This is a genomic window from Variovorax sp. FW301-JW7 (assembly GCF_058788795.1).
In genome coordinates, this window is record NZ_JBYTBC010000002.1 from 344,713 (window position 1) to 366,786 (window position 22,074).

At 68.5% G+C, this 22,074-nt stretch carries 21 protein-coding genes; all 21 read left to right on the top strand.

Features of this window, described 5'->3' with window-relative positions:
- The first annotated feature begins 151 nt into the window (after positions 1 to 151).
- On the top strand, positions 152 to 1,798 hold the full coding sequence (locus AC3WQM_RS06640; protein ID WP_489059560.1) for a flagellin N-terminal helical domain-containing protein: 1,647 nt from the start codon (positions 152 to 154) through the stop codon (positions 1,796 to 1,798).
- Between the two features lie 163 nt (positions 1,799 to 1,961).
- On the top strand, positions 1,962 to 2,327 hold the full coding sequence (locus tag AC3WQM_RS06645; protein ID WP_492677413.1) for a flagellar protein FlaG: 366 nt from the start codon (positions 1,962 to 1,964) through the stop codon (positions 2,325 to 2,327).
- Between the two features lie 54 nt (positions 2,328 to 2,381).
- Positions 2,382 to 3,830: a flagellar filament capping protein FliD gene (gene fliD / locus AC3WQM_RS06650; protein WP_492677414.1), complete on the top strand. Its 1,449-nt coding sequence runs from the start codon at positions 2,382 to 2,384 to the stop codon at positions 3,828 to 3,830.
- A 14-nt stretch (positions 3,831 to 3,844) separates the two neighbouring features.
- Complete coding sequence (gene fliS / locus AC3WQM_RS06655) at positions 3,845 to 4,264, top strand: flagellar export chaperone FliS (RefSeq protein ID WP_062469360.1); 420 nt, start codon at positions 3,845 to 3,847, stop codon at positions 4,262 to 4,264.
- Positions 4,264 to 4,629 (top strand): flagellar protein FliT, encoded by a 366-nt coding sequence (locus AC3WQM_RS06660; RefSeq protein WP_223301366.1) that lies wholly within the window; start codon positions 4,264 to 4,266, stop codon positions 4,627 to 4,629. The genes fliS and AC3WQM_RS06660 overlap by 1 nt, the downstream gene beginning before the upstream one ends.
- A gap of 31 nt (positions 4,630 to 4,660) precedes the next feature.
- Positions 4,661 to 5,881 (top strand): flagellar hook-length control protein FliK, encoded by a 1,221-nt coding sequence (gene fliK / locus AC3WQM_RS06665; protein WP_492677936.1) that lies wholly within the window; start codon positions 4,661 to 4,663, stop codon positions 5,879 to 5,881.
- Positions 5,878 to 6,162 (top strand): EscU/YscU/HrcU family type III secretion system export apparatus switch protein, encoded by a 285-nt coding sequence (locus AC3WQM_RS06670; RefSeq protein WP_489059556.1) that lies wholly within the window; start codon positions 5,878 to 5,880, stop codon positions 6,160 to 6,162. The genes fliK and AC3WQM_RS06670 overlap by 4 nt, the downstream gene beginning before the upstream one ends.
- A 350-nt stretch (positions 6,163 to 6,512) precedes the next feature.
- Complete coding sequence (gene flhD, locus AC3WQM_RS06675; RefSeq protein WP_370680118.1) at positions 6,513 to 6,881, top strand: flagellar transcriptional regulator FlhD; 369 nt, start codon at positions 6,513 to 6,515, stop codon at positions 6,879 to 6,881.
- Positions 6,878 to 7,468, top strand: a complete 591-nt coding sequence (gene flhC / locus AC3WQM_RS06680) for a flagellar transcriptional regulator FlhC (protein ID WP_070061562.1) — start codon at positions 6,878 to 6,880, stop codon at positions 7,466 to 7,468. The genes flhD and flhC overlap by 4 nt, the downstream gene beginning before the upstream one ends.
- Positions 7,469 to 7,530: 62 nt before the next feature.
- Positions 7,531 to 8,391, top strand: coding sequence for a flagellar motor stator protein MotA (gene motA / locus AC3WQM_RS06685; RefSeq protein ID WP_492677415.1), 861 nt, complete (start codon positions 7,531 to 7,533; stop codon positions 8,389 to 8,391).
- 13 nt (positions 8,392 to 8,404) lie between these two features.
- Positions 8,405 to 9,313, top strand: a complete 909-nt coding sequence (gene motB / locus AC3WQM_RS06690) for a flagellar motor protein MotB (RefSeq protein ID WP_062469377.1) — start codon at positions 8,405 to 8,407, stop codon at positions 9,311 to 9,313.
- Between the two features lie 63 nt (positions 9,314 to 9,376).
- On the top strand, positions 9,377 to 11,392 hold the full coding sequence (cheA, locus tag AC3WQM_RS06695; protein ID WP_492677416.1) for a chemotaxis protein CheA: 2,016 nt from the start codon (positions 9,377 to 9,379) through the stop codon (positions 11,390 to 11,392).
- Positions 11,393 to 11,414: 22 nt separating this feature from the next.
- A complete protein-coding gene (locus AC3WQM_RS06700) occupies positions 11,415 to 12,701 on the top strand; it encodes an EAL and HDOD domain-containing protein (protein ID WP_492677417.1) in 1,287 nt (428 codons plus the stop codon).
- 91 nt (positions 12,702 to 12,792) lie between these two features.
- Positions 12,793 to 13,620 (top strand): CheR family methyltransferase, encoded by an 828-nt coding sequence (locus AC3WQM_RS06705; RefSeq protein ID WP_492677418.1) that lies wholly within the window; start codon positions 12,793 to 12,795, stop codon positions 13,618 to 13,620.
- On the top strand, positions 13,617 to 14,210 hold the full coding sequence (gene cheD / locus AC3WQM_RS06710; protein WP_095946640.1) for a chemoreceptor glutamine deamidase CheD: 594 nt from the start codon (positions 13,617 to 13,619) through the stop codon (positions 14,208 to 14,210). Before AC3WQM_RS06705 ends, cheD begins: the two co-directional genes overlap by 4 nt.
- 2 nt (positions 14,211 to 14,212) lie before the next feature.
- Complete coding sequence (locus AC3WQM_RS06715) at positions 14,213 to 15,304, top strand: protein-glutamate methylesterase/protein-glutamine glutaminase (protein ID WP_487850382.1); 1,092 nt, start codon at positions 14,213 to 14,215, stop codon at positions 15,302 to 15,304.
- Positions 15,305 to 15,341: 37 nt separating this feature from the next.
- Positions 15,342 to 15,734: a chemotaxis response regulator CheY gene (gene cheY, locus AC3WQM_RS06720; RefSeq protein WP_056582361.1), complete on the top strand. Its 393-nt coding sequence runs from the start codon at positions 15,342 to 15,344 to the stop codon at positions 15,732 to 15,734.
- Positions 15,731 to 16,375, top strand: coding sequence for a protein phosphatase CheZ (cheZ, locus tag AC3WQM_RS06725; protein WP_062469395.1), 645 nt, complete (start codon positions 15,731 to 15,733; stop codon positions 16,373 to 16,375). The genes cheY and cheZ overlap by 4 nt, the downstream gene beginning before the upstream one ends.
- Before the next feature lie 134 nt (positions 16,376 to 16,509).
- On the top strand, positions 16,510 to 17,652 hold the full coding sequence (gene flhB / locus AC3WQM_RS06730; RefSeq protein WP_095744088.1) for a flagellar biosynthesis protein FlhB: 1,143 nt from the start codon (positions 16,510 to 16,512) through the stop codon (positions 17,650 to 17,652).
- A complete protein-coding gene (gene flhA, locus AC3WQM_RS06735; protein WP_492677419.1) occupies positions 17,649 to 19,751 on the top strand; it encodes a flagellar biosynthesis protein FlhA in 2,103 nt (700 codons plus the stop codon). Before flhB ends, flhA begins: the two co-directional genes overlap by 4 nt.
- Positions 19,748 to 22,072: a flagellar biosynthesis GTPase FlhF gene (gene flhF, locus AC3WQM_RS06740; protein WP_492677420.1), complete on the top strand. Its 2,325-nt coding sequence runs from the start codon at positions 19,748 to 19,750 to the stop codon at positions 22,070 to 22,072. The genes flhA and flhF overlap by 4 nt, the downstream gene beginning before the upstream one ends.
- The last annotated feature ends 2 nt before the right edge of the window (positions 22,073 to 22,074 follow it).

Below are 22,074 nucleotides of genomic sequence, written 5' to 3' on the forward strand. Positions count from 1 at the left end.
CAACGTAGAACTTTTTTCGTTGCGACCCTAAAGGTTTGCGGACACCCGCCGATATCCCCTTCAACGATGGCTTGAGTCTCACCGTGGAAGCGGGTCCAGCGTTACGGCCGATGGCCGGAGTCCACAACCTTTTGTCAATCAGGAGTCGAACATGGCGCAAGTCATCAATACGAACAGCCTTTCTCTTCTCACGCAGAACAACCTCAACAAGTCGCAATCGGCCCTGAACACGGCCATCGAACGCCTGTCTTCCGGCATGCGCATCAACAGCGCCAAGGACGACGCGGCCGGCCAGGCCATCGCCAACCGCTTCACCGCCAACATCAAGGGCCTGACGCAAGCCGCGCGAAATGCCAACGACGGCATCTCGATCGCGCAGACCACCGAAGGCGCGCTGACCGAAGTCAACAACAACCTGCAGCGCATCCGCGACCTGTCGGTGCAAGCCGCCACCGGCACCAACTCGGCCACCGACCTGGACTCGATCCAGTCGGAAATCGGCCAGCGCCTGGACGAAATCAACCGCGTGTCGGAGCAGACCCAGTTCAACGGCGTGAAGGTCCTGTCGGCCAACGCCGGCAAGCTGACGGTGCAAGTGGGCGCGAACGATGGCGAAACCATCGACATCGATCTGCAGGAAATCAGCGCCAAGACCCTGGGTCTGGAAAGCTTCAACGTGAACGGCACGGGCACGCTGAACAAGGCCGCCACCAAGGACGACCTGACGCTGGCTGGCGCTGTCGCCAACGGCGCACCGGTCAACGGCACGCAGAAGTACGACGTCACGGCCACCAACACGCTGGCCACGCGCTCGCAGCTGCTGGCGGGCGCCAAGGCGGGCGACTCGGTCGTCACCGCAGGTTCCACCTACACCTACAACGCTGCGAAGTCCGCCTTCACCTTCGGTGAAACGGGTCGCACGAACGCTGCCACGATCGCTTCGCTCCAGCCCGCAGCGGGCTCGAGCAAGACCGCCACGGTCACCATCGGCGGCACCTCGCTGGACGTCAAGATCGACAGCGCCGGCACGATCACGGCGACCGACGGCTCTGCATTGTTTGTCGACAACGTGGGCAACCTGACGCAGAACAGCGCTGGCGCTGGCGTTCAGGCAGCCACGCTGACGAGCCTGACGACCAGCATGGCGTCGGCTACCGGCACGGGCGGCACCATCAAGGTCGGCGGCACCACCTACACGGCAACCGCCGGTGCAGCCAACTTCAACGTGACCGGCGACGAAATTTCGGCCGCTGCGCTGAACGACAAGCTGGCCGCAGGTGCTGGCACCGCCGTGACGGCAGCGACCCTCGGCGGCGTGGCAGGTGTCACGATCGCTGCCAACGGCACGGTGACCGGCGCCTACGTGGGCGCCGACGGCTCGCTCGGCAACTCGCTCACCACCGTGTCGACCTACAGCGTGCACAGCAACGGCGCAGTGACCGACGGCGCTGGCAACACGGTCTACGCCGATTCGGCCAAGTCCGGCGCCTTCACGCTGAACGCCCGCAGCGGCAAGACCTCGACGGTCGATCCGCTCAAGGCCCTGGACGCCGCCCTGTCGAAGGTCGACAAGCTGCGCTCCTCGCTGGGTGCGGTGCAGAACCGTTTCGACTCGGTGATCGCCAACCTCGGCACCACCATCACCAACCTGTCGTCGTCGCGTTCGCGCATCGAAGACTCGGACTACGCCGTGGAAGTGTCGAACATGACGCGCGCGCAGATCCTGCAGCAAGCCGGTACCTCGGTGCTGGCCCAGGCGAACCAGACCACGCAAGGCGTGCTGTCGCTGCTGCGTTGATTCGCTGAGACCGCCGGGCGCCCCTCACGAGGGCGGCGCCCGGTGTCTTGCTTTTTTGCTCGCAGGCCTTCGGGGCGACTCGAAGCCGCCTGCGTTGTCCTGTGCGGCCACGCTCGTGGCGAGGCCGCACAGGACAACGAACTCCAGAAGAAGAACGCAGACCATGTCCCAGCCCGTACCCGCCGCCTCCGCCGTGGAAAGCCCCTGGCTGCAGCAACTGCTCGCCGGCCGCACCGGCGGTGCCGCTGCGGCCGCCGCCGAGGCCGCCGCACTGCGCAAGGCCGAGGCCGAGGTCGAGGAGGCGACGCCGGTGCAGATCGAGATGGCGGTGAAGTCCGTCAACGCCTCGCTCGAGAGTCGCTCGATCAGCCTGCAGTTCGAGGTCGACCGCGACACCGACAAGCTCATCGTCAAGGTGGTCGACCGCAGCAACGGCGAAGTCATTCGCCAGATTCCGACCGAAGAGGTCGTTCGCATCGCCAAGGTCATGGACCGGCAGGCCGGGCTGCTCGTGCGCCAGCAGGCCTGACCTTCATCCCCTCCCTGGCCCTCCATTTCATTCGCATTTCAGGACACCCCCGACATGGCATCGATCAGCAGCATCGGCGTTGGCGCCAACCTTGACCTGGGCGCATTGCTCACCCAGCTGCAGACCGCGGAGAACCAGCCGCTGGTGGCCCTGAAGGCCAAGCAGACCAGCTACAACAGCAAGCTCTCGGCCTACGGCACGCTGCAAAGCGCGCTCACCGGCATCCAGGCGGCCGCCAAGAAGCTGGGCGACCCGGCGCTGTTCCAGGCCATCACCGGCACGCCCAGCGTGAGCGGCATCATGGCGGCCAGCGGCACCGACCCGCGCTCGGTCGGCACCTATGCCATCGACATCTCGCAGCTCGCGCAGGCGCAGTCGGTCATCGCGAAGGGCCAGGCCAGCACCACCGCCGCGATCGGCAGCGGCAAGATCACCATCGACTTCGGCAAGGTCTCCGGCGGCACGCTGGACCCGGCCACCGGCCAGTACACCGGCGCCACCTTCGACAAGGACGCCACGCGCACGGCCAAGCCGATCACCATCGATGCGACCAACAACACGCTGGGCGGCATCCGCGATGCGATCAACGCGGCCAACGCGGGCGTGTCGGCCACCATCGTGAACGACGGCAGCGGCACGCCCAACCGGCTGGTGCTCACCTCCACGCAGACCGGCGAGGCCTCGGCCATGCGCATCTCGGTGGACGGCGACGCCGCGCTGCAGAACCTGCTGGGCAACGACCCCGCCGGCACGCAGAACCTGAAGCAGACCGCCGCGGCGCAGAACGCCAAGCTCACCGTCAACAACATCGCCGTCACCAGCACGAGCAACTCGGTGACCGACGCCATCCAGGGCACCACGCTCACGCTGGTGCAGACCGGCAAGCTCAGCCTGGTGATGAAGGCCAACACGACGTCGGTGAAGACGGCCATCACCGATTTCGTGAAGGCCTACAACGCGCTGCAGAGCACCGCGAAGTCGCTCACGGCCTTCGACACCGACGCCAAGGCCGCCGCGCCGCTGGTGGGCGACTCGACCTTGCGCAACCTGCAGACGCGCATCCGCCAGGCGCTGGTCGCACCGCAGGTGGGCGGCCCGAACGACCTGAAGGTGCTCACGTCCATCGGCATCTCGTTCCAGAAGGACGGCACGCTGGCGATCGACAACGACAAGCTCGACAAGGCCATCGACACCAACCTGGAGGGCGTGGCGAAGTTGTTCTCCAGCGGCACCGGCAGCACCGCCGGCTACGGCAAGCAGCTGACGGCGCTGGTCGACGACCTCACCGGCACCAAGGGCGCGCTCAAGGTCGCCACCGACGGCGTGACGAGCTCGCTCAAGCAGCTCGACACGCAGTACACCGCGATGAAGGAGCGCGCCGACGCGACGGTGGAGCGCTATCGCAAGCAGTTCGTGCAGCTGGACGTGGCGATGAACAAGATGAACGGCACGCTGAAATACCTCGCGCAGCAGTTCGACGCGATGAACGCCAGCAAGGGCTGAGGACAGGAAGCGACATGTACAGCTCTCACCACTCCCGCACCGGTGCCGGCGTCTACGCGCGCGTCGGCGTGGAGACGCGCGCCATGAGCGCGTCGCCGCTGCAACTGATCCACATGCTGTTCGACGGCGCGAAGACCGCCATCGGCGCGGCGCGCCTGCACATGACGGCCGGCGACATCGGCGCCAAGGGGCAGGCGATTTCGAAGGCGATCAACATCGTCGACAACGGCCTGAAGGCCAGCCTCGATGCCGAGGCGGCCGGCGAGGCTGGCACCGAGATCGTCGGCAACCTCTCGTCGCTGTACGACTACGTGGTGCAACGCCTGCTGCTGGCCAACCTGCGCAACGACGTGCAGGCGCTGGACGAGGCCGACCGCCTGCTCGACCACCTGGCGTCCGCCTGGCGCGAGATCGACGACAGGCCTTCCAACTGATGATGCAGAGCGTGACCTGGGGGCAGGAACAGATGGCCGTGCGCAGCGAGATCGTTCATTGCTACGAGCAGCTGGCCGCGTGCATCTCGACGATGCTGGCGCTGGCCCGTGCCAAGGAATGGGGGCAGCTGCCCGAACTGGAGGCCCGGTGCTCGGCATCGGTCGAGCGCCTGAAGGCGATCCAGCCGCTGGCGTCGCTGGAGCCCGCGCAGCGCGACCTCGTGCTGCGCCTGCTCGAGCGCATCTGCACCGAGCAGGCCGAGCTGTCGGGGCTCATCAAGCCGCAACTCGACGACCTGATCCGCCGCATGGATTCGCTCAACCACCAGAAGAACCTGGGCAAGGCCTACGGCCTCGCGCACTGACGCGCGACCACAGGACGACACCACCGTGGCCATGCTGGGACTCACCGGACTGATCGATGCACTGAGGGCCGCGCGCCTGACGCCGCCGCTCGACCTGCTCGGCCTGCGGCCCGAGACCACGGTGGGCGCGCCCGGTGCGGCGGTGGCCGTGCCGAAGACGGCGAACGACGTGCGCCTGCCGTCGCGCGCGGCGCTGGACCGGCTGGTGCCGTCGGGCGCGTCCGGTGGCGAGGTGGCTGCGCCGCCCGCCGGCGGCGCGCCGCCTTCGATCGACACCCGCCTGTCGCTGGCCGCGCGCGTGATCGGCGCGGTGCTGGCCGACCTGCAGGCCGCGCCGGGACCGGTGCGGGGCGAGGCGCCGTTGCTGCTGCCCGTCGCGCGCCAGGGCACGAACACCGCCGCGCTCGCGGGCACGCTGGCGCAGACCGTGACGGACAGCGGGCTCTTCTACGAATCGCACCTCGCCGAATTCGCGGCCGGCACGCGCACGCTTGTGCAGATGGTGCGGGAGCCGCAGGCGCGCTGGGCGAGTCCGGTGATGGCGATGACGACAAACACAACGGGGCAGGGCGTGGTGGCTGCGGCGACAGTGCTGACTGCGGTCGATGCTGCAACGCCGCCCGCGCCGAATGCGCTGGCTCAGGCCCCGCAGGTCGACGCGCCGGAAGCCGACATCGCACAAGCTGCGCGTGGGGTCGTACGCAGCGAGACCACCGCCGCGCCCGCACCGGATGCGGCGCGTGTGCAGGCGGCCTACGGCCTCTCCGATGCTGCGCCGGAAATGCCCGCGCCCCGCATCGCAGAACACGCACGCGCTGCAGTCGACACCGCTAGCACGCCGGCCCCGCGCAGCACCGAAGTGATCCACCCGCAAGCCGTCACCGTCGTGCACCAGCAGCTCGACCTGCTGGCCAGTGCCGCCTTCCGCTGGAGCGGCCACGCCTGGCCCGAGGTGCCGATGGCGTGGACCATCGAGGAAGAGCCCGCCAGCTCCAACGCACGCGAAGGCGAACCCGCCGAGGAAGAAGGCGCGCGCCGCTGGTCGACCACCGTGTCTCTCGTGCTGCCGCGCCTGGGCGAAGTCGACCTGCGCCTGAGCCTCAGCGGCCCGACCGTGCAGGCGCAGTTGCAGGCGCGCGAGCACGCCACCGTGGCCCGCCTGCGCGGCGACGCCGGCCGGCTCGCGCAGCGCTTCGAGGCGGTCGGTCTTCAGCTGCAGCAGCTGCAGGTCACGGAGAAGGCGGCGGCATGAGCAACGAGCTTCGCAACCGCCACAGCGCCGTCGTGCTCTCGCATGCGGACACGCGCAAGGCCCCCGTCGTCGTCGCCAAGGGCTACGGCGTGGTGGCCGAATCGATCCTGCGCGAGGCGCGCGCGCACGGGCTGTATGTGCATGCGTCGGCCGACCTCGTGAAGCTGCTGATGCAGATCGACCTCGACCGCCAGATCCCGCCGCAGCTGTACCAGGCGGTCGCGGAAGTGATGGCCTGGATTCACCGGCTGGAAGGCGGCGCCGAGGCGGCGGCACCCTGAGTGGCGGTTGTTCTATGGAAAGTCATTGACCTATTGAAAGACCCTGAATAAAGCCGCCGATTAACGCCCGGAGGTGTTCGATAGTCTTTATAAATTCAATTGACGAGCGGATTGCCAATTGCCGGAATACGCATGCTCGTAACAATTGCTTGCGCTCCATGAACGCGCGCCTGCGTCGGGAATGAAACCGTTTCTCCAGAGGGAGTTTCGAAGTTCACCGTTGGCAGCCACGTCAAGACCCTATTACTTTTTGGTCTACTTTGTCTTCGAAGTGTAAATAAGTGTGTATATAATGTATACATGTTGGATGGACGTGCGGAGTCGACATGGAATCGGAAATGGAAGTAGACGTGGAAAATTGCAATGTCAACGCAGGCGGCGTGATTTCGAAGGAAATCGGCGAGATCAATCTGGCCTACATGCTGCTCGCGCAGAAGCTCGTGAAGCGGGACCGGGCGGAAGCCATGTTCCGCCTCGGCGTGGGGCGCGAGCTGGCCGATCTGCTCATGAACATGTCGCTCAGCCAGATCGTGAAGCTGGCCGCGTCCAACTTCCTGCTGTGCAGCTTCCGCCTGGACGACCGGCCCATGTTCGCGGTGGTCGGCGAGGGCAAGGAGCCCGCGCTGCAGCAGGCCCACATGTCGATCCTGATGAGCGCGCGCCAGGCGCAGGCCCAAGCCCAGCCGCAGATGCGCAAAGCAGGTTCGGCCAGCGCATGACTGCCAAGAGCATCCTGGGCGAGGTCCGGCAGGTGCAGCTCGCGGTCGAGCTCATCGGCCTGGGTGCGCGCCTGCAGTTCCTGGAGGCCGTGGTCGCGCTCAGCCGCGAACGCCTGATCCGCCTGTACAAGGAACTCAAGGGCGTCTCGCCGCCCAAGGGCCTGCTGCCGTTCTCCACCGACTGGTACATGACCTGGCTGGCCAACATCCACTCGTCGATGTTCTACAACATCTACCGCTTCATGCGCGACGAGGCCGGCGAGGGCGAGCTGCCCGCGCTCATCAAGGCCTACCGCCTGTACGCCGAGCAGGTTGAGTCGCAGGGCAGCGAGGTCGTGCTCGACTTCACGCGCGCCGAGACCATGGTGCGTTTCTTCGACAGCGACATGCTGCAGCTGAGCCCGTGCAGCCGCTGCGGCGGTCACTTCGTGGCGCATGCGCACGACCACAAGCACGGCTATGTGTGCGTGCTGTGCCGCCCGCCCTCGCGCGCGGGCAAGGCGCGCAAGCCCAAGCTCGAACCGGTGCGCCGCGGCGGCCTGATTGCCGGCGGCCCGGTGCTCGACATCGGCGGCGCCGTCTCGTGAAAGTGCCCCGGCGCCCGGCGCGGGTTTTTTGTTTTGGACGCCTCAGGGCATAGGGGAAGCGCGTGCTGGTACTGGTGGGATATCTGGTGGTGATCGGCGCCGTCTTCGGCGGCTACGGCCTCATGGGCGGACATTTCGGCGTGCTGTTCCAGCCCGTGGAGCTGCTCATGATCGGCGGCTCCGCGCTCGGCGCGTTCATCGCGGGCAACAACGGCAAGACCATCAAGGCGACCATCCGGGAGCTGCCGCTCCTGCTGCGTTCGTCCAAGCACAACCGCCAGCTCTACATGGACCTGCTGGCGCTGCTGTACGAGCTGCTCGCCAAGGCCCGCAAGGAGGGCATGATGAAGCTCGAGTCCGACGTCGAAGCGCCGGAGCAAAGCGAGATCTTCGGCCGCTACCCGACCATCCTGGCGCACGAGGGCATCACCGTGTTCCTGTGCGACTACCTGCGCCTGGTCATCAGCGGCAACACCGACGCGCACGAGATCGAGGCCCTCATGGACCACGAGATCGACACCGTCCGCCACGAGGCCGCCGTGCCCGGCCACAGCCTCTCGCGCGTGGGCGACGCGCTGCCCGCGCTGGGCATCGTCGCGGCCGTGATGGGCGTGGTGCATGCGCTGGGCTCGGCCCACCTGCCACCTTCGGAGATGGGCGCGCTCATCGCGCACGCCATGGTCGGCACCTTCCTGGGCGTGCTGCTGGCGTATGGCTTCGTGTCGCCGCTGGCCTCGCTGATCGAGCAGAAGGTCGAAGAGGGCATGAAGATCTACCAGTGCGCCAAGGTCACGCTGCTGGCCAGCCTGAACGGCTACGCGCCGCAGCTGGCCGTGGAGTTCGGCCGCAAGGTGCTGTTCTCGACCGAGCGCCCCTCGTTCACCGAGCTGGACGACCACGTGCGCGAAGTCAAGGCACGCTGATTCCCCGACGGCCATGAGCGACGCGAAGCCCCGCATCATCATCAAGCGCGCCCACGGCGGCGGGCACGGCGGCGGCCATGCGGGCGGCGGCTGGAAGATCGCCTACGCCGACTTCATGACGGCCATGATGGCCTTCTTCCTCGTGATGTGGCTGCTGTCGATCTCCAGCCCCAAGCAGCGCGAAGGCATTGCCGAGCACTTTCGCATGCCGCTGCGCGTGGCGCTGGCCGGCGGCGACAAGAGCAGCATGAGCACCAGCATGATCCCCGGCGGCGGCGCCGACGTGATGCACGCCGAGGGCGAGGTGCGCCACACCGAGGCCGACAGCGAAGACGCGGCCGACGCCAGCCGCCTGGCCGAGATGAAGAAGAAGCTCGACGAGCTGATCGAGAAGAGCCCGGTGTTCCAGCAGTTCCGCTCGCAGATCCTCATCGACATCACCACCGAAGGCCTGCGCCTGCAGATCGTGGACAGCGAGAACCGTCCGATGTTCGAGCTGGCCAGCGCCCGCGTGGTGCCGCACATGCGCGCCATTCTTCGCGAGCTGGCGCCGGTGCTCAACGGCCTGCCCAACAAGCTCACGCTGTCGGGCCACACCGACGCCATCGTCTACACCAACGACCGTTCGTACGGCAACTGGGAGCTCTCGGCCGACCGCGCTAACGCCTCGCGCCGCGAGCTGGTCACGGGCGGCATGACCGAGGACAAGGTGCTGCGCGTGATCGGCCTGGCCGACAGCATGCACCTGGACCGTGCCGACCCGCGCAACCCCATCAACCGCCGCATCAGCATCATCCTGCTGAACCACCGCACGCAGGAGCGCATCGAGCGCGAGAACAGCAACGACGCCGGCGCCACGCGCATCGGCCTGCCGCCACCGGCCGCGCAGGCGCGCACCGCGGCAGGACACACGGCGGGATAACAAGAACAAGGAAGCGGCCTGCGTGCGTGAATGTGCGCGAGCGCGGGCCCCGGAGCACCACAGATGGACCTCAGTCAATTCACCCAGGCCTTCTTCGTCGAAGCCATCGAGCTGCTGGCGGAGATGGAGCAGCTCTTGCTCGACCTCGACGTCGAGGCGCCCGACGGCGAGCAGCTCAACGCCATCTTCCGCGCGGCGCACTCCATCAAGGGCGGCGCGGCCACGTTCGGTTTCACCGCCTTGACCCACACCACGCACGTGCTCGAAACGCTGCTGGACAGGGCCCGCCACGGGCAGCTGCACCTGAGCGCTCCGATGATCGATGCCTTTCTGGAAACGAAGGACGCCTTGCAAGAACAACTCACCGCCTACCAGGCCGGCAAGGAGCCGGACGCCGAGAGGGTCGCCCACATCTGCGGCGTGCTGCAGCAGCTGGCGATGGAGAACAATGCCGTCGCACCCGTGGCGGTGCCCGCGCCTGCACCGGCGCCTGTCGTGCAAGCCGCTGCGCCGACCGAGGAAGGCGGCAGCAGCGACGGCGTGCTGGTCGTGCGCTTCGCGCGCCTGTCCGACAGCGAATGCGATCTGCTCGCCGGCGAGCTGGCCAACCTGGGCACCGTGCTGACGCGCACGCGCAGCAACGACCAGCTGACCGTGCGGCTGGCCACCACCTGCGACCCCGACGACATCGTGGCCGTGTGCTGCTTCGTCATCGACGAGTCGCAGATCGACATCACGCGCGAAGTGGCCGACGTTGCCCCACCCGTGGTCGCAGTGGCAGAGCCCGTCGTGCCGCCACCCGCCGCACCGGCCCCTGCATCGGCCGCCGCCGCGTCTGCGCCCGCCAGCGCCAAGGAGTCCAGCTCCATCCGCGTCGACGTCGAAAAGGTCGACCAGCTCATCAACCTCGTGGGCGAGCTCGTCATCACGCAGTCGATGCTCACGCAGGCCGCGACCGTGCTGGACCCCGTGGCCTACGAGCGCTTCCTGAGCGGCCTGGGCCACCTGGAGCGCAACGCGCGCGACCTGCAGGAATCGGTGATGTCCATCCGCATGATGCCGATGGACTACGTGTTCAGCCGCTTCCCGCGCGTGATCCGCGACGTGAGCGCCAAGCTCGGCAAGCAGGTGCGCCTGGACACCTACGGCAAGGAAACCGAGCTCGACAAGGGGCTCATCGAACGCATCGTCGATCCGCTCACGCACCTGGTGCGCAACAGCCTGGACCACGGCATCGAGGCCCCCGAGGTGCGCCTGGCCAAGGGCAAGGACGCCACCGGCCAGCTGCTGCTGTCGGCACAGCACCACGGCGGCAACATCGTGATCGAGGTGAGCGACGACGGCGCGGGCCTGAACCGCGAGCGCATCCTCGACAAGGCGCGCCAGCAGGGGCTGCCGGTGAGCGACGCCATGCCCGACGAAGAGGTGTGGCAGCTGATCTTCGCGCCCGGCTTCTCCACGGCCGAGCAGGTCACCGACATCTCGGGGCGCGGCGTGGGCATGGACGTGGTCAAGCGCAACATCCAGGAGATGGGCGGCCATGTGGAGATCCATTCGCGCGGCGGCCAGGGCACGTCCACGCGCATCGTGCTGCCACTCACGCTGGCCATCCTCAACGGCATGTCGGTGCGGGTGGGCAGCGAGGCCTACATCCTGCCGCTGAGCTACGTCATCGAGTCGCTGCAGCCGCTGCCGGAGCACCTGCATTCCATCACCGCCGACGGCCACGTGATCCGCGTGCGCGGCGAGTACCTGCCGCTCATCGAGCTGCACCGCGTGTTCGACGTGGCCGGCGCGCAGACGCAGCCCACGCAGGGCATCCTGGTGATCGTGCAGGCCGACGACAGCCGCTTCGCGCTGCTGGTCGATGAGCTGCTCGGCCAGCACCAGGTGGTGGTGAAGAACCTGGAAACCAACTACCGCAAGGTGCCGGGCATCTCGGCCGCCACCATCGTGGGCGACGGCAGCGTGGCCTTCATCGTCGACGTGGGCGCGATGCCGCGCATCCAGCGCGCGCAGGCCGCCAGCGCGGCGGCCCTGGCGGGCGCGGCGCGCCGCACCGACGCGTTGGCGTCCTGATCCCGACGCGAGGGACGGCCGCATGAGGTTCGATTTCTTCCGGCGCCCCGGCGTCGACGGCAACGGCGCGCAAGCCGACGCAACGCCCGCCATCGCGCCTGCAGTGGGTGCCGACGGTCACGTGGCCTACGCCATGCTGCTGGACGGCAAGCGCCGCGTGGTCGGCTACCGCATGGCCTGGCGCGCGGCCGGGCAGGGCACCGACGCGGGTGCGGCGGCGGGCGTCAAGGCGCTCATGGACACGCTGGGCCTGCACCTGAACCCGGGCGGCCACGGCTGGCTGCTGGGCGCGCAGAGGGTGTTCGTCGACGTCACCGTCGATGCGCTGTTCCAGAGCGAGCTGCAGTCGCTGCCGCCGCGCAACGTCGTGCTGTGCATGAAGGCCGACGAGCTGATGGACGCCGACATGCGCTCCATCCTGCTGTTCCTGCGCGAGCAGGGCTTCGGCTTCATGCTGTGCGGCGGCGTCGCGCTGCCGGACGACGACGAGCTGCGCGCCATCGTCACGCACCGCGAGGTGCTGCCCTCCCTGCTGGCGGACGTGTCGCCCGCCGGCCCGGCGCCCATCGCCGCGCGCGTGGCGAACTGGGCCGAGTTCGAGGCCTGCGCCGCACGCGGCGTGCAGGTCTTCGTCGACGGCGCCGTGCGCCTGCCGCCGGCGCGCGACAGCGCCGACGCGCTGCAGCCCGAGTCGCAGCTCATCGTGCACCTGATGCAGATGATCCTGCGCAACGAGGACGTGCGCGCCATCGAGGGCGCGCTCAAGCACGACGCCGCGCTCACCTACCGGCTGCTGCGCTACATCAACTCGCCTTCGGTCGGCCTGGCGGTGGAGATCCACTCGCTGCGCCATGCGGTCGCCATGCTCGGCTACTCGCCGCTGTACCGCTGGCTGTCGCTGCTGCTGGCCACCAGCAACAAGGTGAGCTCGCCCTTCATGATGAAGAAGGCCATCCTGCGCGGGCGTTTCGTCGAGCTGATGGGGCAGGGCATGCTGCCGCCCGGCGAGGCCGACAACCTGTTCGTGGCGGGCATGTTCTCGCTGCTCGACCAGCTGCTGGGCGTGCCGATGGAAGGCGTGCTGCGCAAGGTGCAGCTCACCGAGGCGGTGCAGCAGGCGATTCTGTCGCGCAGCGGCGTCTACGGCCCCTTCGTGGCGCTGGCCGAAAGCTGCGAGACCGACGACGGCCGCGCCGCGCGCCTGTCGGAGGCGCTCTTCCTGAGCGCCGCGCAGGTCAATGCCGCGCAGCTGTCGGCGCTGGTGTGGGCGCTCGACGCCGGCCCGGCCGTGACCGCGCCGCCCGCCTGACCCCCGGAAATGCAAGGCTTTTGCGCGTCTGATCGGCCGATTGGAAACGGCGGTTGCTGTGACCATTGAAAGTCACGCTTCCAGGCTGGCTGTGACGACCGAGTTCCACTTTACCGACCACGACTTTTCCAGAATCCGGACCCTCATCCATCGCCGCGCCGGCATCGCCCTGGGCGAGCAGAAGCGGCAGATGGTGTACAGCCGGCTGTCGCGGCGCCTGCGCGAGCTGCAGCTGCCGGCGTTCACGCCGTACCTGGACCAGCTCGAGGCGCGCCACGACGGCGACGAGTGGCAGCTGTTCATCAACGCGCTCACCACCAACCTGACCTCGTTCTTTCGCGAGGCGCACCACTTTCCCACGTTGGCCGACCATGTGCGCAAGCGCCCGGGCCCGGTCACCGTGTGGTGCGCCGCCGCCTCGACGGGCGAGGAGCCGTACTCGATCGCCATCACGCTGATGGAGGCGCTGGGCGAGCGCGCGGGTTCGGCCCGCGTCATCGCCAGCGACATCGACACCGCGGTGCTGGCCAAGGCCGCCACCGGCGTCTTCACCACCGAGCAGGTGCGGCGCCTGTCGCCCGAGCGGCTGCGTCGCTTCTTCAACAAGGGCACCGGCACCAACGCCGGCAAGGTGCGCGTGCGCCCCGAGGTCGCCACGCTGGTGAAGTTCTCGCGCGTCAACCTGCTGGACAGCGCCTGGTCGGTGAAGGAGCCGGTGGACGCGATCTTCTGCCGCAACGTGATGATCTATTTCGACAAGCCGACGCAGAAGAAGGTGCTCGACCGCTTCGCGCCGCTGCTCAAGCCGGGCGGCCTGCTGTTCGCCGGGCATTCCGAGAACGCCTCGCTCGTCAACCCGGCCTTCCGCCCGCTGGGGCAGACGGTGTACGAGCTGTCGCGCACGCCGGGCACCGCATGAGCCTGGCGAGCCACCACTACTTCGACCGCGATGTCGGGCGCATGGCCGTCAAGCTGCTGCCCTCGGAGTACTACGTGACCACCGACCACACCGTGCTGAGCACCGTGCTCGGCTCCTGCGTGGCCGCTTGCCTGCACGACGCGCAGGCGGGCGTGGCCGGCATGAACCACTTCATGCTGCCCGACGACGGCGAGCCCGGTGGCGGCTCGATGCGCTACGGCGCCTACGCCATGGACGTGCTGGTGCGCGAACTGGTGCGCGCGGGCGCGCGGCGCGAGCGGCTGCAGGCCAAGGTGTTCGGCGGCGGCGCGGTGCTGGCCGGCATGACCACGCTCAACATCGGCGACCGAAATGCCGACTTCGTGCTGCGCTACCTGGAGGCGGAACGCATCGAGGTGGCGGCGCAGGACCTGCGCGGGCCGCACGCGCGCCGCGTGTGCTTCCTGCCCGAGAGCGGCAAGGCCGTGGTGCGCCGCCTGCGCGCGCAGACCGAGGTGCTGCGGGTGCGCCGCGACGAAGGCGAGCTGCTGCGCCGGCTGTCGGTGCCCGCCGCGCCGCACGAGATCGACAGAACCAAAGGAAGCCGGTGAGCCTGCCAAGCAAGAAAAAGATCAAGGTGCTCTGCGTCGACGATTCGGCGCTGATCCGCAGCGTGATGAGCGAGATCATCAACAGCCAGAGCGACATGACCGTGGTCGGCACCGCGGCCGACCCGCTGGTGGCGCGCGACCTCATCAAGGTCACCAACCCCGACGTGCTCACGCTCGACGTGGAAATGCCGCGCATGGACGGCCTGGAGTTTCTCGAGAAGCTCATGCGCCTGCGGCCGATGCCGGTGGTGATGGTGTCCTCGCTCACCGAGCGCGGCTCGGAGATCGCGCTGCGCGCGCTGGAGCTGGGCGCCATCGACTTCGTGACCAAGCCGCGCCTGGGCGTGCGCGACGGCCTGCTCAACTACACCGAGCTCATCGCCGGCAAGATCCGCACGGCCGCCAGTGCGCGGCTGCTGCCCGCGCGCCCAGCGGCCACGGCGACGCGGCCCGCCCACGAGGCGGCGCCCGAGGCACTGCTGCGCAGCCCGCTGCTGAGCACCGAGAAGCTGCTCATCATCGGCGCCTCCACCGGCGGCACCGAGGCCATCCGCGAGGTGCTGCAGCCGCTGCCGCCCGACGCGCCCGCGGTGCTCATCGCCCAGCACATGCCGGCCGGCTTCACGCGCTCCTTCGCGCAGCGCCTGGACGGCCTGTGCCGCATCCGCGTGAAGGAGGCGGAGCAGGGCGAGCGCGTGCTGCCGGGCCATGCCTACATCGCGCCGGGCGGCTTTCACCTGTCGCTGGCGCGCAGCGGCGCGAACTACGTGGCGCACCTGGACCAGGAGCCGCCCGTGAACCGCCACCGGCCGTCGATCGACGTGCTGTTCGATTCGGCCGCGAAGCACGCGGGCAAGAACGCCATCGGGATCATCCTCACCGGCATGGGAAAGGACGGCGCCGAGGGCCTGCTGCGCATGCGGCGCGCGGGCGCGCACACGCTGGCGCAGGACGAGGCCAGCTGCGTGGTCTTCGGCATGCCGCGCGAGGCGGTGGCGCTGGGCGCGGTGGACGAGGTGTCGCCGCTGAACGAGATCAGTCGCCGCGTGATGGCGCACCTTCGCACGTTCGGTGAACGTGCGAACCGGGTATGACGAGTTTGAACAACGACCTGTGGAGCTGGAAAAAATCGTGATCGACAAGAGCATCAAGATTCTGGTGGTGGATGACTTCCCGACCATGCGGCGCATCGTGCGCAACCTGTTGAAGGAGCTGGAGTTCCTCAACGTCGACGAGGCCGAGGACGGCGTGGCCGGCCTGGAGAAGCTGCGCGGCGGCAGCTTCGGCTTCGTGGTCTCCGACTGGAACATGCCCAACATGGACGGCCTGACCATGCTGCAGACCATCCGCGCCGACCCTGAGCTGAAGACGCTGCCGGTGCTGATGGTCACGGCCGAAGCCAAGAAGGAAAACATCGTCGCGGCCGCGCAGGCCGGCGCCAACGGCTACGTGGTGAAGCCCTTCACCGCGGCGACGCTGGAAGAGAAGATCACCAAGATCTTCGAGAAGCTGGCCAAGGCATGAGCCAGGACACCGCCGGCGCGGCAGACGCCACCAACAACACCACCGAAGAGCTGCTGGGCCGCATCGGCCACCTCACGCGCCAGCTGCGCGAAGGCCTGCGCGAGCTGGGCCTGGACAAGCAGGTGGCCAAGGCCGCGCAGGCCATTCCCGATGCGCGCGACCGCCTCAACTACGTGGCGGCCACCACCGAGCGCGCGGCGCACCGCGCGCTCAACGCCATCGACGTGGCGCAGCCGCTGCAGGAAGCCCTGGCCACCGACGCCAAGGCCCTGACGCAGCGCTGGGACCAGTGGTTCGAGAACCCGATCGAACTCGACCAGGCGCGCGAGCTCGTGCTGGACACGCGCGGCTACCTGAACGACGTGCCCCAGCGCGCCAGCGCCATCAACACGCAGCTCATGGAGATCCTGATGGCGCAGGACTTCCAGGACCTCACCGGCCAGGTCATCAAGAAGATGATGGAAGTCGTGAACGACGTCGAGACGCAGCTGCTGCAGGTGCTCATCGACAACTCGCCGCCCGAGAAGCGCCACGAGGCCGTGCAGAGCCTGCAGAACGGGCCGCAGGTGAAGCCCGGCAACCCCGACGCCGTGACCGACCAGGCGCAGGTCGACGACCTGCTCGAAAGCCTCGGGTTCTGAGCCTTTCCCGAGCCTCTTGATTGGCCGAATTGCAGGGCGATACCGGCCCTGATCGGCAGATTGTTCCGCACCACCGGATCCAATAATTTGGTTCTGGGCAAGGCGTACTTCGCCAGTGCTGGTTCGGAGCATGAATGGCTGAGGAAAGCGATCTCGAGAAAACGGAACCCGCCTCCGAGCGGCGCCTGGAGAAGGCGCGCGAGGAAGGCAACGTGGCCCGTTCGCGCGAGCTCACCACCTTCGTCATGCTCGCCACCGCGAGCGCCGGCCTGTGGCTGGCGGCCGAGTCGCTCGGCGCGAGCCTGAGCGGCGCGCTGCGCCGCGGCCTGCAGTTCGAACGCGCCAGCGCCTTCGACCCCGCGCACATGCTCTCGCAGAGCGGGCTCATGGTGCTGCATGCACTCATGGCCATCGGGCCGCTGTTCGCCATGATGGTCGTGGCCGCCGTGGCCGCGCCGCTGATGCTCGGCGGCTGGATGTTCTCCGGCAAGGCCGTCGCGCCCAACTTCGGCAAGCTCAATCCCCTGGCCGGCATCGGCCGCATGGTCTCGGCGCAGGCGCTGGCCGAACTCGTGAAGGCGCTGGCCAAGTCGGCGCTCATCGGCGGCGTGGCATGGTGGGTCATCGTGGACGACATCGAGGCCGTGATGGCGCTCATGTCGCAGCCCGCGCACGAGGCGCTGCCGCATGCACTGGTGCTGGTGGCCAAGCACTGTGCGCTGATCGCCGCCACGCTCTTTCTCGTCGCGCTCGTCGACGTGCCGTTTCAACTCTGGAACTACTACCGCAAGCTGCGCATGTCGCGCGAGGACGTGCGCCAGGAGCACAAGGAAAGCGAAGGCGATCCGCACATCAAGGCGCAGATCCGCCGGCAACAGCAGCAGATGGCACGCCGCCGCATGATGGCCGAGGTGCCCAAGGCCGACATCGTGCTCACCAACCCGACGCACTTCGCCGTCGCGCTGCAGTACCTGGACAGCGACATGCGCGCACCGCGCGTGGTCGCCAAGGGCACCGAGCTGGTGGCCGCGCGCATCCGCGAGATGGCCAAGGAACACAAGGTCGCGATCCTCGAAGCGCCGCCGCTCACGCGCGCGCTGTACCGGCACACGAAGCTGGGCGAGGAAATTCCCGCAGGGCTGTACACCGCCGTGGCCGAGGTGCTGGCCTGGGTGTACCAGCTCAAGCGATGGAACAGCGAGGGTGGCGAGGCGCCGCGCACGCCGACCGACCTGCCGGTGCCGGCCGACCTGCAGTATTCGCCGGCGGTCGCATGAACGGATTGAACGACCTGATGCGCCTGCCGGCGCGGATCTTCTCCGGCTCGCAGTTCAAGGGCCTGGCGGGCCCGATCCTCATCATCCTCATCCTGAGCATGATGGTGCTGCCGCTGCCGCCCTTCCTGCTCGACCTGCTGTTCACCTTCAACATCGCGCTGTCGGTGATGGTGCTGCTGGTGAGCATGTACACGATGAAGGCGCTGGACTTCGCGGCCTTCCCTGCGGTGCTTCTGTTCTCGACGCTGCTGCGCCTGTCGCTCAACGTGGCCTCCACGCGCGTGGTGCTCATGCACGGCCACACCGGGCCCGACGCGGCCGGCAAGGTGATCGAGGCCTTCGGCCACTTCCTGGTGGGCGGCAACTTCGCGGTGGGCGTGATGGTGTTCATCATCCTCGTGCTCATCAACTTCATGGTGATCACCAAGGGCGCGGGCCGCATCGCCGAGGTGGGCGCGCGCTTCATGCTCGACGCCATGCCGGGCAAGCAGATGGCGATCGACGCCGACCTCAACGCCGGCCTGATCGGCGAGGAGATCGCCCGCAAGCGCCGCGCCGAAGTGGCGCAGGAGGCCGATTTCTACGGTTCGATGGACGGTGCCAGCAAGTTCGTGCGCGGCGACGCGATCGCAGGCCTGCTCATCATGGTGATCAACATCATCGGTGGGCTCGTGGTGGGCATGCTGCAGCACGGGCTCGACTTCTCCACGGCCGGCAAGACCTACACGCTGCTGGCCATCGGCGACGGCCTGGTGGCGCAGATTCCGGCGCTGGTGATCTCCACTGCCGCCGGCGTGATCGTCTCGCGCGTGACCACCGACGAGGACGTGGGCAGCCAGCTCACGGGCCAGCTCTTTTCCAACCCGCAGGTGCTGTTCCTCACGGCGGGCATCGTCGGCCTGCTGGGCATGATCCCGGGCATGCCGAACCTGGCCTTCCTGCTCATCGCGGGCGGCCTGGTGTGGCTCGGGAAGCGGCTGGTGCAGCGCAAGCCGCAGGCCGCCGCGCAACAGGCCGCCGCCGCGACGCAAGGGGCGGGCGTGCCCGCCGCGGCCGAGCAGGCCGAAGCCACCTGGGACGACGTGGCGATGGTTGATCCGCTGGGCATGCAGGTCGGCTACCGGCTGATCCCGCTGGTGGACCAGTCGCAGCAGGGCGAGTTGCTGGGCCGCATCAAGAGCATCCGCAAGAAGATCGCGCAGGAGCTGGGCTTCCTGGTGCCGGTGGTCCACATCCGCGACAACCTGGAGATCAAGCCCAACGCCTACGTCATCAGCCTGAAGGACGTGGAGATCGGCCGCGGCGAGGCCTTCCCCAACCAGTGGATGGCGATCAACCCCGGCCAGGTGACGGGCACGCTGACGGGCACGCCCACGCGCGACCCGGCCTTCGGCCTGGAGGCCACCTGGATCGACGCCAGCCTGCGCCAGCAGGCACAGGTGTACGGCTACACCGTGGTCGATGCCTGCACCGTGATGGCCACGCACTTGAACCACCTGATCCACACCCACGCGGCCGAACTGCTGGGTCGCCAGGAAGTGCAGCAGCTGCTCGACCAGATCGCCAAGACCGCGCCCAAGCTCACCGAAGACCTGGTGCCCAAGGTGCTGTCGCTGAGCACGCTGCACAAGGTGCTGCAGAACCTGCTCGACGAGGAGGTGCCGATCCGCGACATGCGGACCATCCTCGATGTGATGGCCGAGCACGCGCCCACGGTGAAAGATCCGACCGAGCTCACCACGCTCACGCGCCTGGCGCTGGGCCGCGCCATCACGCAGCAGCTGTTCCCGGGTGACGAGGAGATGCAGGTGATCGGCCTGGACGGCTCGCTCGACAGCGTGCTGCAGCAGGCCCTGAACAACAGCAGCGGCATCGAGCCGGGCATTGCCGACAACCTGCTCAAGCAGGCGCAGGCCGCCATGGTGCGCCAGGAGCAGATGGGGCTGGCGCCGGTGCTGGTCGTGCAGCACGCGCTGCGCGTGCTGCTGTCGCGCTTCTTGCGGCGCAGCCTGCCGCAGCTCAAGGTGCTCTCGCACGCCGAGATCCCTGACGCCCGGACCATCAAGATCACCGCCGCCATTGGAGGACGAGCCGTTTGAATCCACAGACCGACGTGCGCACCACCGCACGCAAATTCGTCGCCGCCACCGGCCGCGAGGCCCTGCGCCTGGTGCGCGAATCGCTCGGCGCCGAGGCCATCGTGCTCACGCACCGCGCCACGGCGCAGGGCGTCGAGATCGTCGCCATGGCCGAGGGCGATGTGCAGCAGACGGTGCAGGCCGCGGTGCCCGCAGTCGTGCCTGTCACGGCCGCATCCGCCGACCCGACCGTGCTCAGCGAACTCCATTCGATGCGCGGCATGATCGAAGAACAGCTCGCCAGCGTGGTCTGGAGCGACAGCCAGCGCCGCGACCCGGTGCGCGGTCGCCTGCTGCGCACGCTGCTGGGCGCCGGCTTCAGCGCGCGCCTGTCGAAGGCCATGCTCGAGAAGTTGCCCACGGGCCAGAGCTACGCCGACGGCATGGCCTTCGTGCGCTCCGAGCTCGTGCGCGCGGTGCCGGTGCATGAAGACGAAGACGCGCTGTTCGCGCAGGGCGGCGTCTATGCCTTGATGGGCCCGACCGGCGTCGGCAAGACCACCACCACCGCCAAGCTGGCCGCGCGCTGCGTGATGCGCTTCGGCGCCGACAAGCTCGCGCTCGTCACCACCGACAGCTACCGCATCGGCGCCTACGAGCAGCTGCGCATCTACGGCCAGATCCTCAACGTGCCGGTGCATGCCGTGAAGGACGCGGCCGACCTGCAGCTGGTTCTGCACGACCTGCGCGACCGCCACATGGTGCTCATCGACACCGTCGGCATGAGCCAGCGCGACCGCGCCGTGCCCGAGCAGATCGCCATGCTCGGCAGCAGCCAGCGGCCGGTGAAGCGGCTGCTGCTGCTCAACGCCACCAGCCACGGCGACACGCTCAACGAGGTGGTGCACGCCTACCGCCAGGGCCATGCGCTGGCGGGCTGCATCTTCACCAAGGTCGACGAGGCCACGCACCCGGGCGCGCTGATCGACACCGTGATCCGCCACCGCCTGCCGGTGCACTACATCTCGGGCGGCCAGAAGGTGCCCGAGAACCTGCTGCGCGCCGACCGCGTGCAGCTGGTGGACAGCGTGTTCCAGCCGCGCCAGCACAGCCCGCTCTTCGTGCCGGCGGAAGCCGACCTGCCCGACGAGGCCGCGCCTTCGCCGCAGGCACAGGGCGAGACCGATCGCCTGCGCCTGCGCTACCAGAGCCTGATCCGTGCGATGGCGCACGACGCGCAGGAGCTGGCGACGACGGCCGGCGCGCTGGCTGGTGCGCACATCGGCTTCGATGGCGCGCGCACGCTGTGGCGGCAGGCCGGTGACGAGGCCATCGATGCCAAGGCTGTGCTGCACGACCTGTCGGCGTTCGCGCGTGGCGAGGTGGCTGCGGGATGCGACACCCACGTCCTCGCGCTGGCCGGGCAGGTGGGCCTGCGTGCGACCGACAGCGGCGATGCCTACGTGTGCCACGGCAGCCTGCTGCTGTCGGACCGCAGCGGCCTGCCGCTGGCTGCGCCGAACCAGTGGCTTTCGACCGCCGCGGCGCGCCAGTCGGCCGCACCGGGCCAGCGTCAGGCGCAGTGGTTGCAGCAACAGGATCTTGGCAAGCGACTCGTGCATGTGCTGGGCAAGCCGCCGGCGGTCGAACAGATGCTGGCGTGGCAGGCCGAGGGCTCGAAGTGGCTGGCGCGTGCGCCCGGCGGCACGGCCGTGACGGACGTACACACCGGCGCTGCGACCACGCTCGCGCGCCTGGCCGTCGTGTTCGACGATGCGACCGAACGGCCCGTGCGCTATCGCGGCAAGGCCGCGCTGCAATGCGAAGCGCAGGTCGAGGTGCTGCCACGCACCACCATCGACCGCGACACCCTGCCCACGCTGCGTTGCGTGGCCGTGCGCGTGGTCGATGCGCGCAGCCGCAAGCTGCTGTCGCAGACCTGCGTGCTCACCAACCTGGGCGACGAGGTCGGCGCACCGCAGCTCGCGCAATGGCAGGGCTGGGCCGCCGACGCCGAGCCGTGCTTCCGCCTGCTGCGCGACGGCGTGCAACTGGTGGGCGGCATGGGCGAGCCCGGCGATCCGCACATGATGAAGCGCCTGCTCGTTGCCGGCCAGGTCACGACCACCGTGTGGCGCCTGCTGCAGGCCGAGGGCGAATGGGCCGACCGCACGCGCCTGCTGCTGGGCCAGCTCACGGGCCGCGCCACGCGCGCCGGCCGTGCGCTGACGGGCGGCGCGCTGTACGCGGGCGTGGGCAAGCTGTTCCTGCTGCTCGATGCGCTGGGCACCGAATCGGCAGCGCCTGCGCAAGCGCCGCGCGCGTTGGAGCGCCTGGGCTGAAG

Bases quoted from the DNA above. Each gene is read 5' to 3' on its own strand.
- AC3WQM_RS06640 (WP_489059560.1), top strand. From the start codon at position 152: ATGGCGCAAGTCATCAATACGAACAGCCTTTCTCTTCTCACGCAGAAC.
- AC3WQM_RS06645 (WP_492677413.1), top strand. From the start codon at position 1,962: ATGTCCCAGCCCGTACCCGCCGCCTCCGCCGTGGAAAGCCCCTGGCTG.
- fliD (WP_492677414.1), top strand. From the start codon at position 2,382: ATGGCATCGATCAGCAGCATCGGCGTTGGCGCCAACCTTGACCTGGGC.
- fliS (WP_062469360.1), top strand. From the start codon at position 3,845: ATGTACAGCTCTCACCACTCCCGCACCGGTGCCGGCGTCTACGCGCGC.
- AC3WQM_RS06660 (WP_223301366.1), top strand. From the start codon at position 4,264: ATGATGCAGAGCGTGACCTGGGGGCAGGAACAGATGGCCGTGCGCAGC.
- fliK (WP_492677936.1), top strand. From the start codon at position 4,661: ATGCTGGGACTCACCGGACTGATCGATGCACTGAGGGCCGCGCGCCTG.
- AC3WQM_RS06670 (WP_489059556.1), top strand. From the start codon at position 5,878: ATGAGCAACGAGCTTCGCAACCGCCACAGCGCCGTCGTGCTCTCGCAT.
- flhC (WP_070061562.1), top strand. From the start codon at position 6,878: ATGACTGCCAAGAGCATCCTGGGCGAGGTCCGGCAGGTGCAGCTCGCG.
- motB (WP_062469377.1), top strand. From the start codon at position 8,405: ATGAGCGACGCGAAGCCCCGCATCATCATCAAGCGCGCCCACGGCGGC.
- cheA (WP_492677416.1), top strand. From the start codon at position 9,377: ATGGACCTCAGTCAATTCACCCAGGCCTTCTTCGTCGAAGCCATCGAG.
- AC3WQM_RS06700 (WP_492677417.1), top strand. From the start codon at position 11,415: ATGAGGTTCGATTTCTTCCGGCGCCCCGGCGTCGACGGCAACGGCGCG.
- cheD (WP_095946640.1), top strand. From the start codon at position 13,617: ATGAGCCTGGCGAGCCACCACTACTTCGACCGCGATGTCGGGCGCATG.
- cheZ (WP_062469395.1), top strand. From the start codon at position 15,731: ATGAGCCAGGACACCGCCGGCGCGGCAGACGCCACCAACAACACCACC.
- flhB (WP_095744088.1), top strand. From the start codon at position 16,510: ATGGCTGAGGAAAGCGATCTCGAGAAAACGGAACCCGCCTCCGAGCGG.
- flhA (WP_492677419.1), top strand. From the start codon at position 17,649: ATGAACGGATTGAACGACCTGATGCGCCTGCCGGCGCGGATCTTCTCC.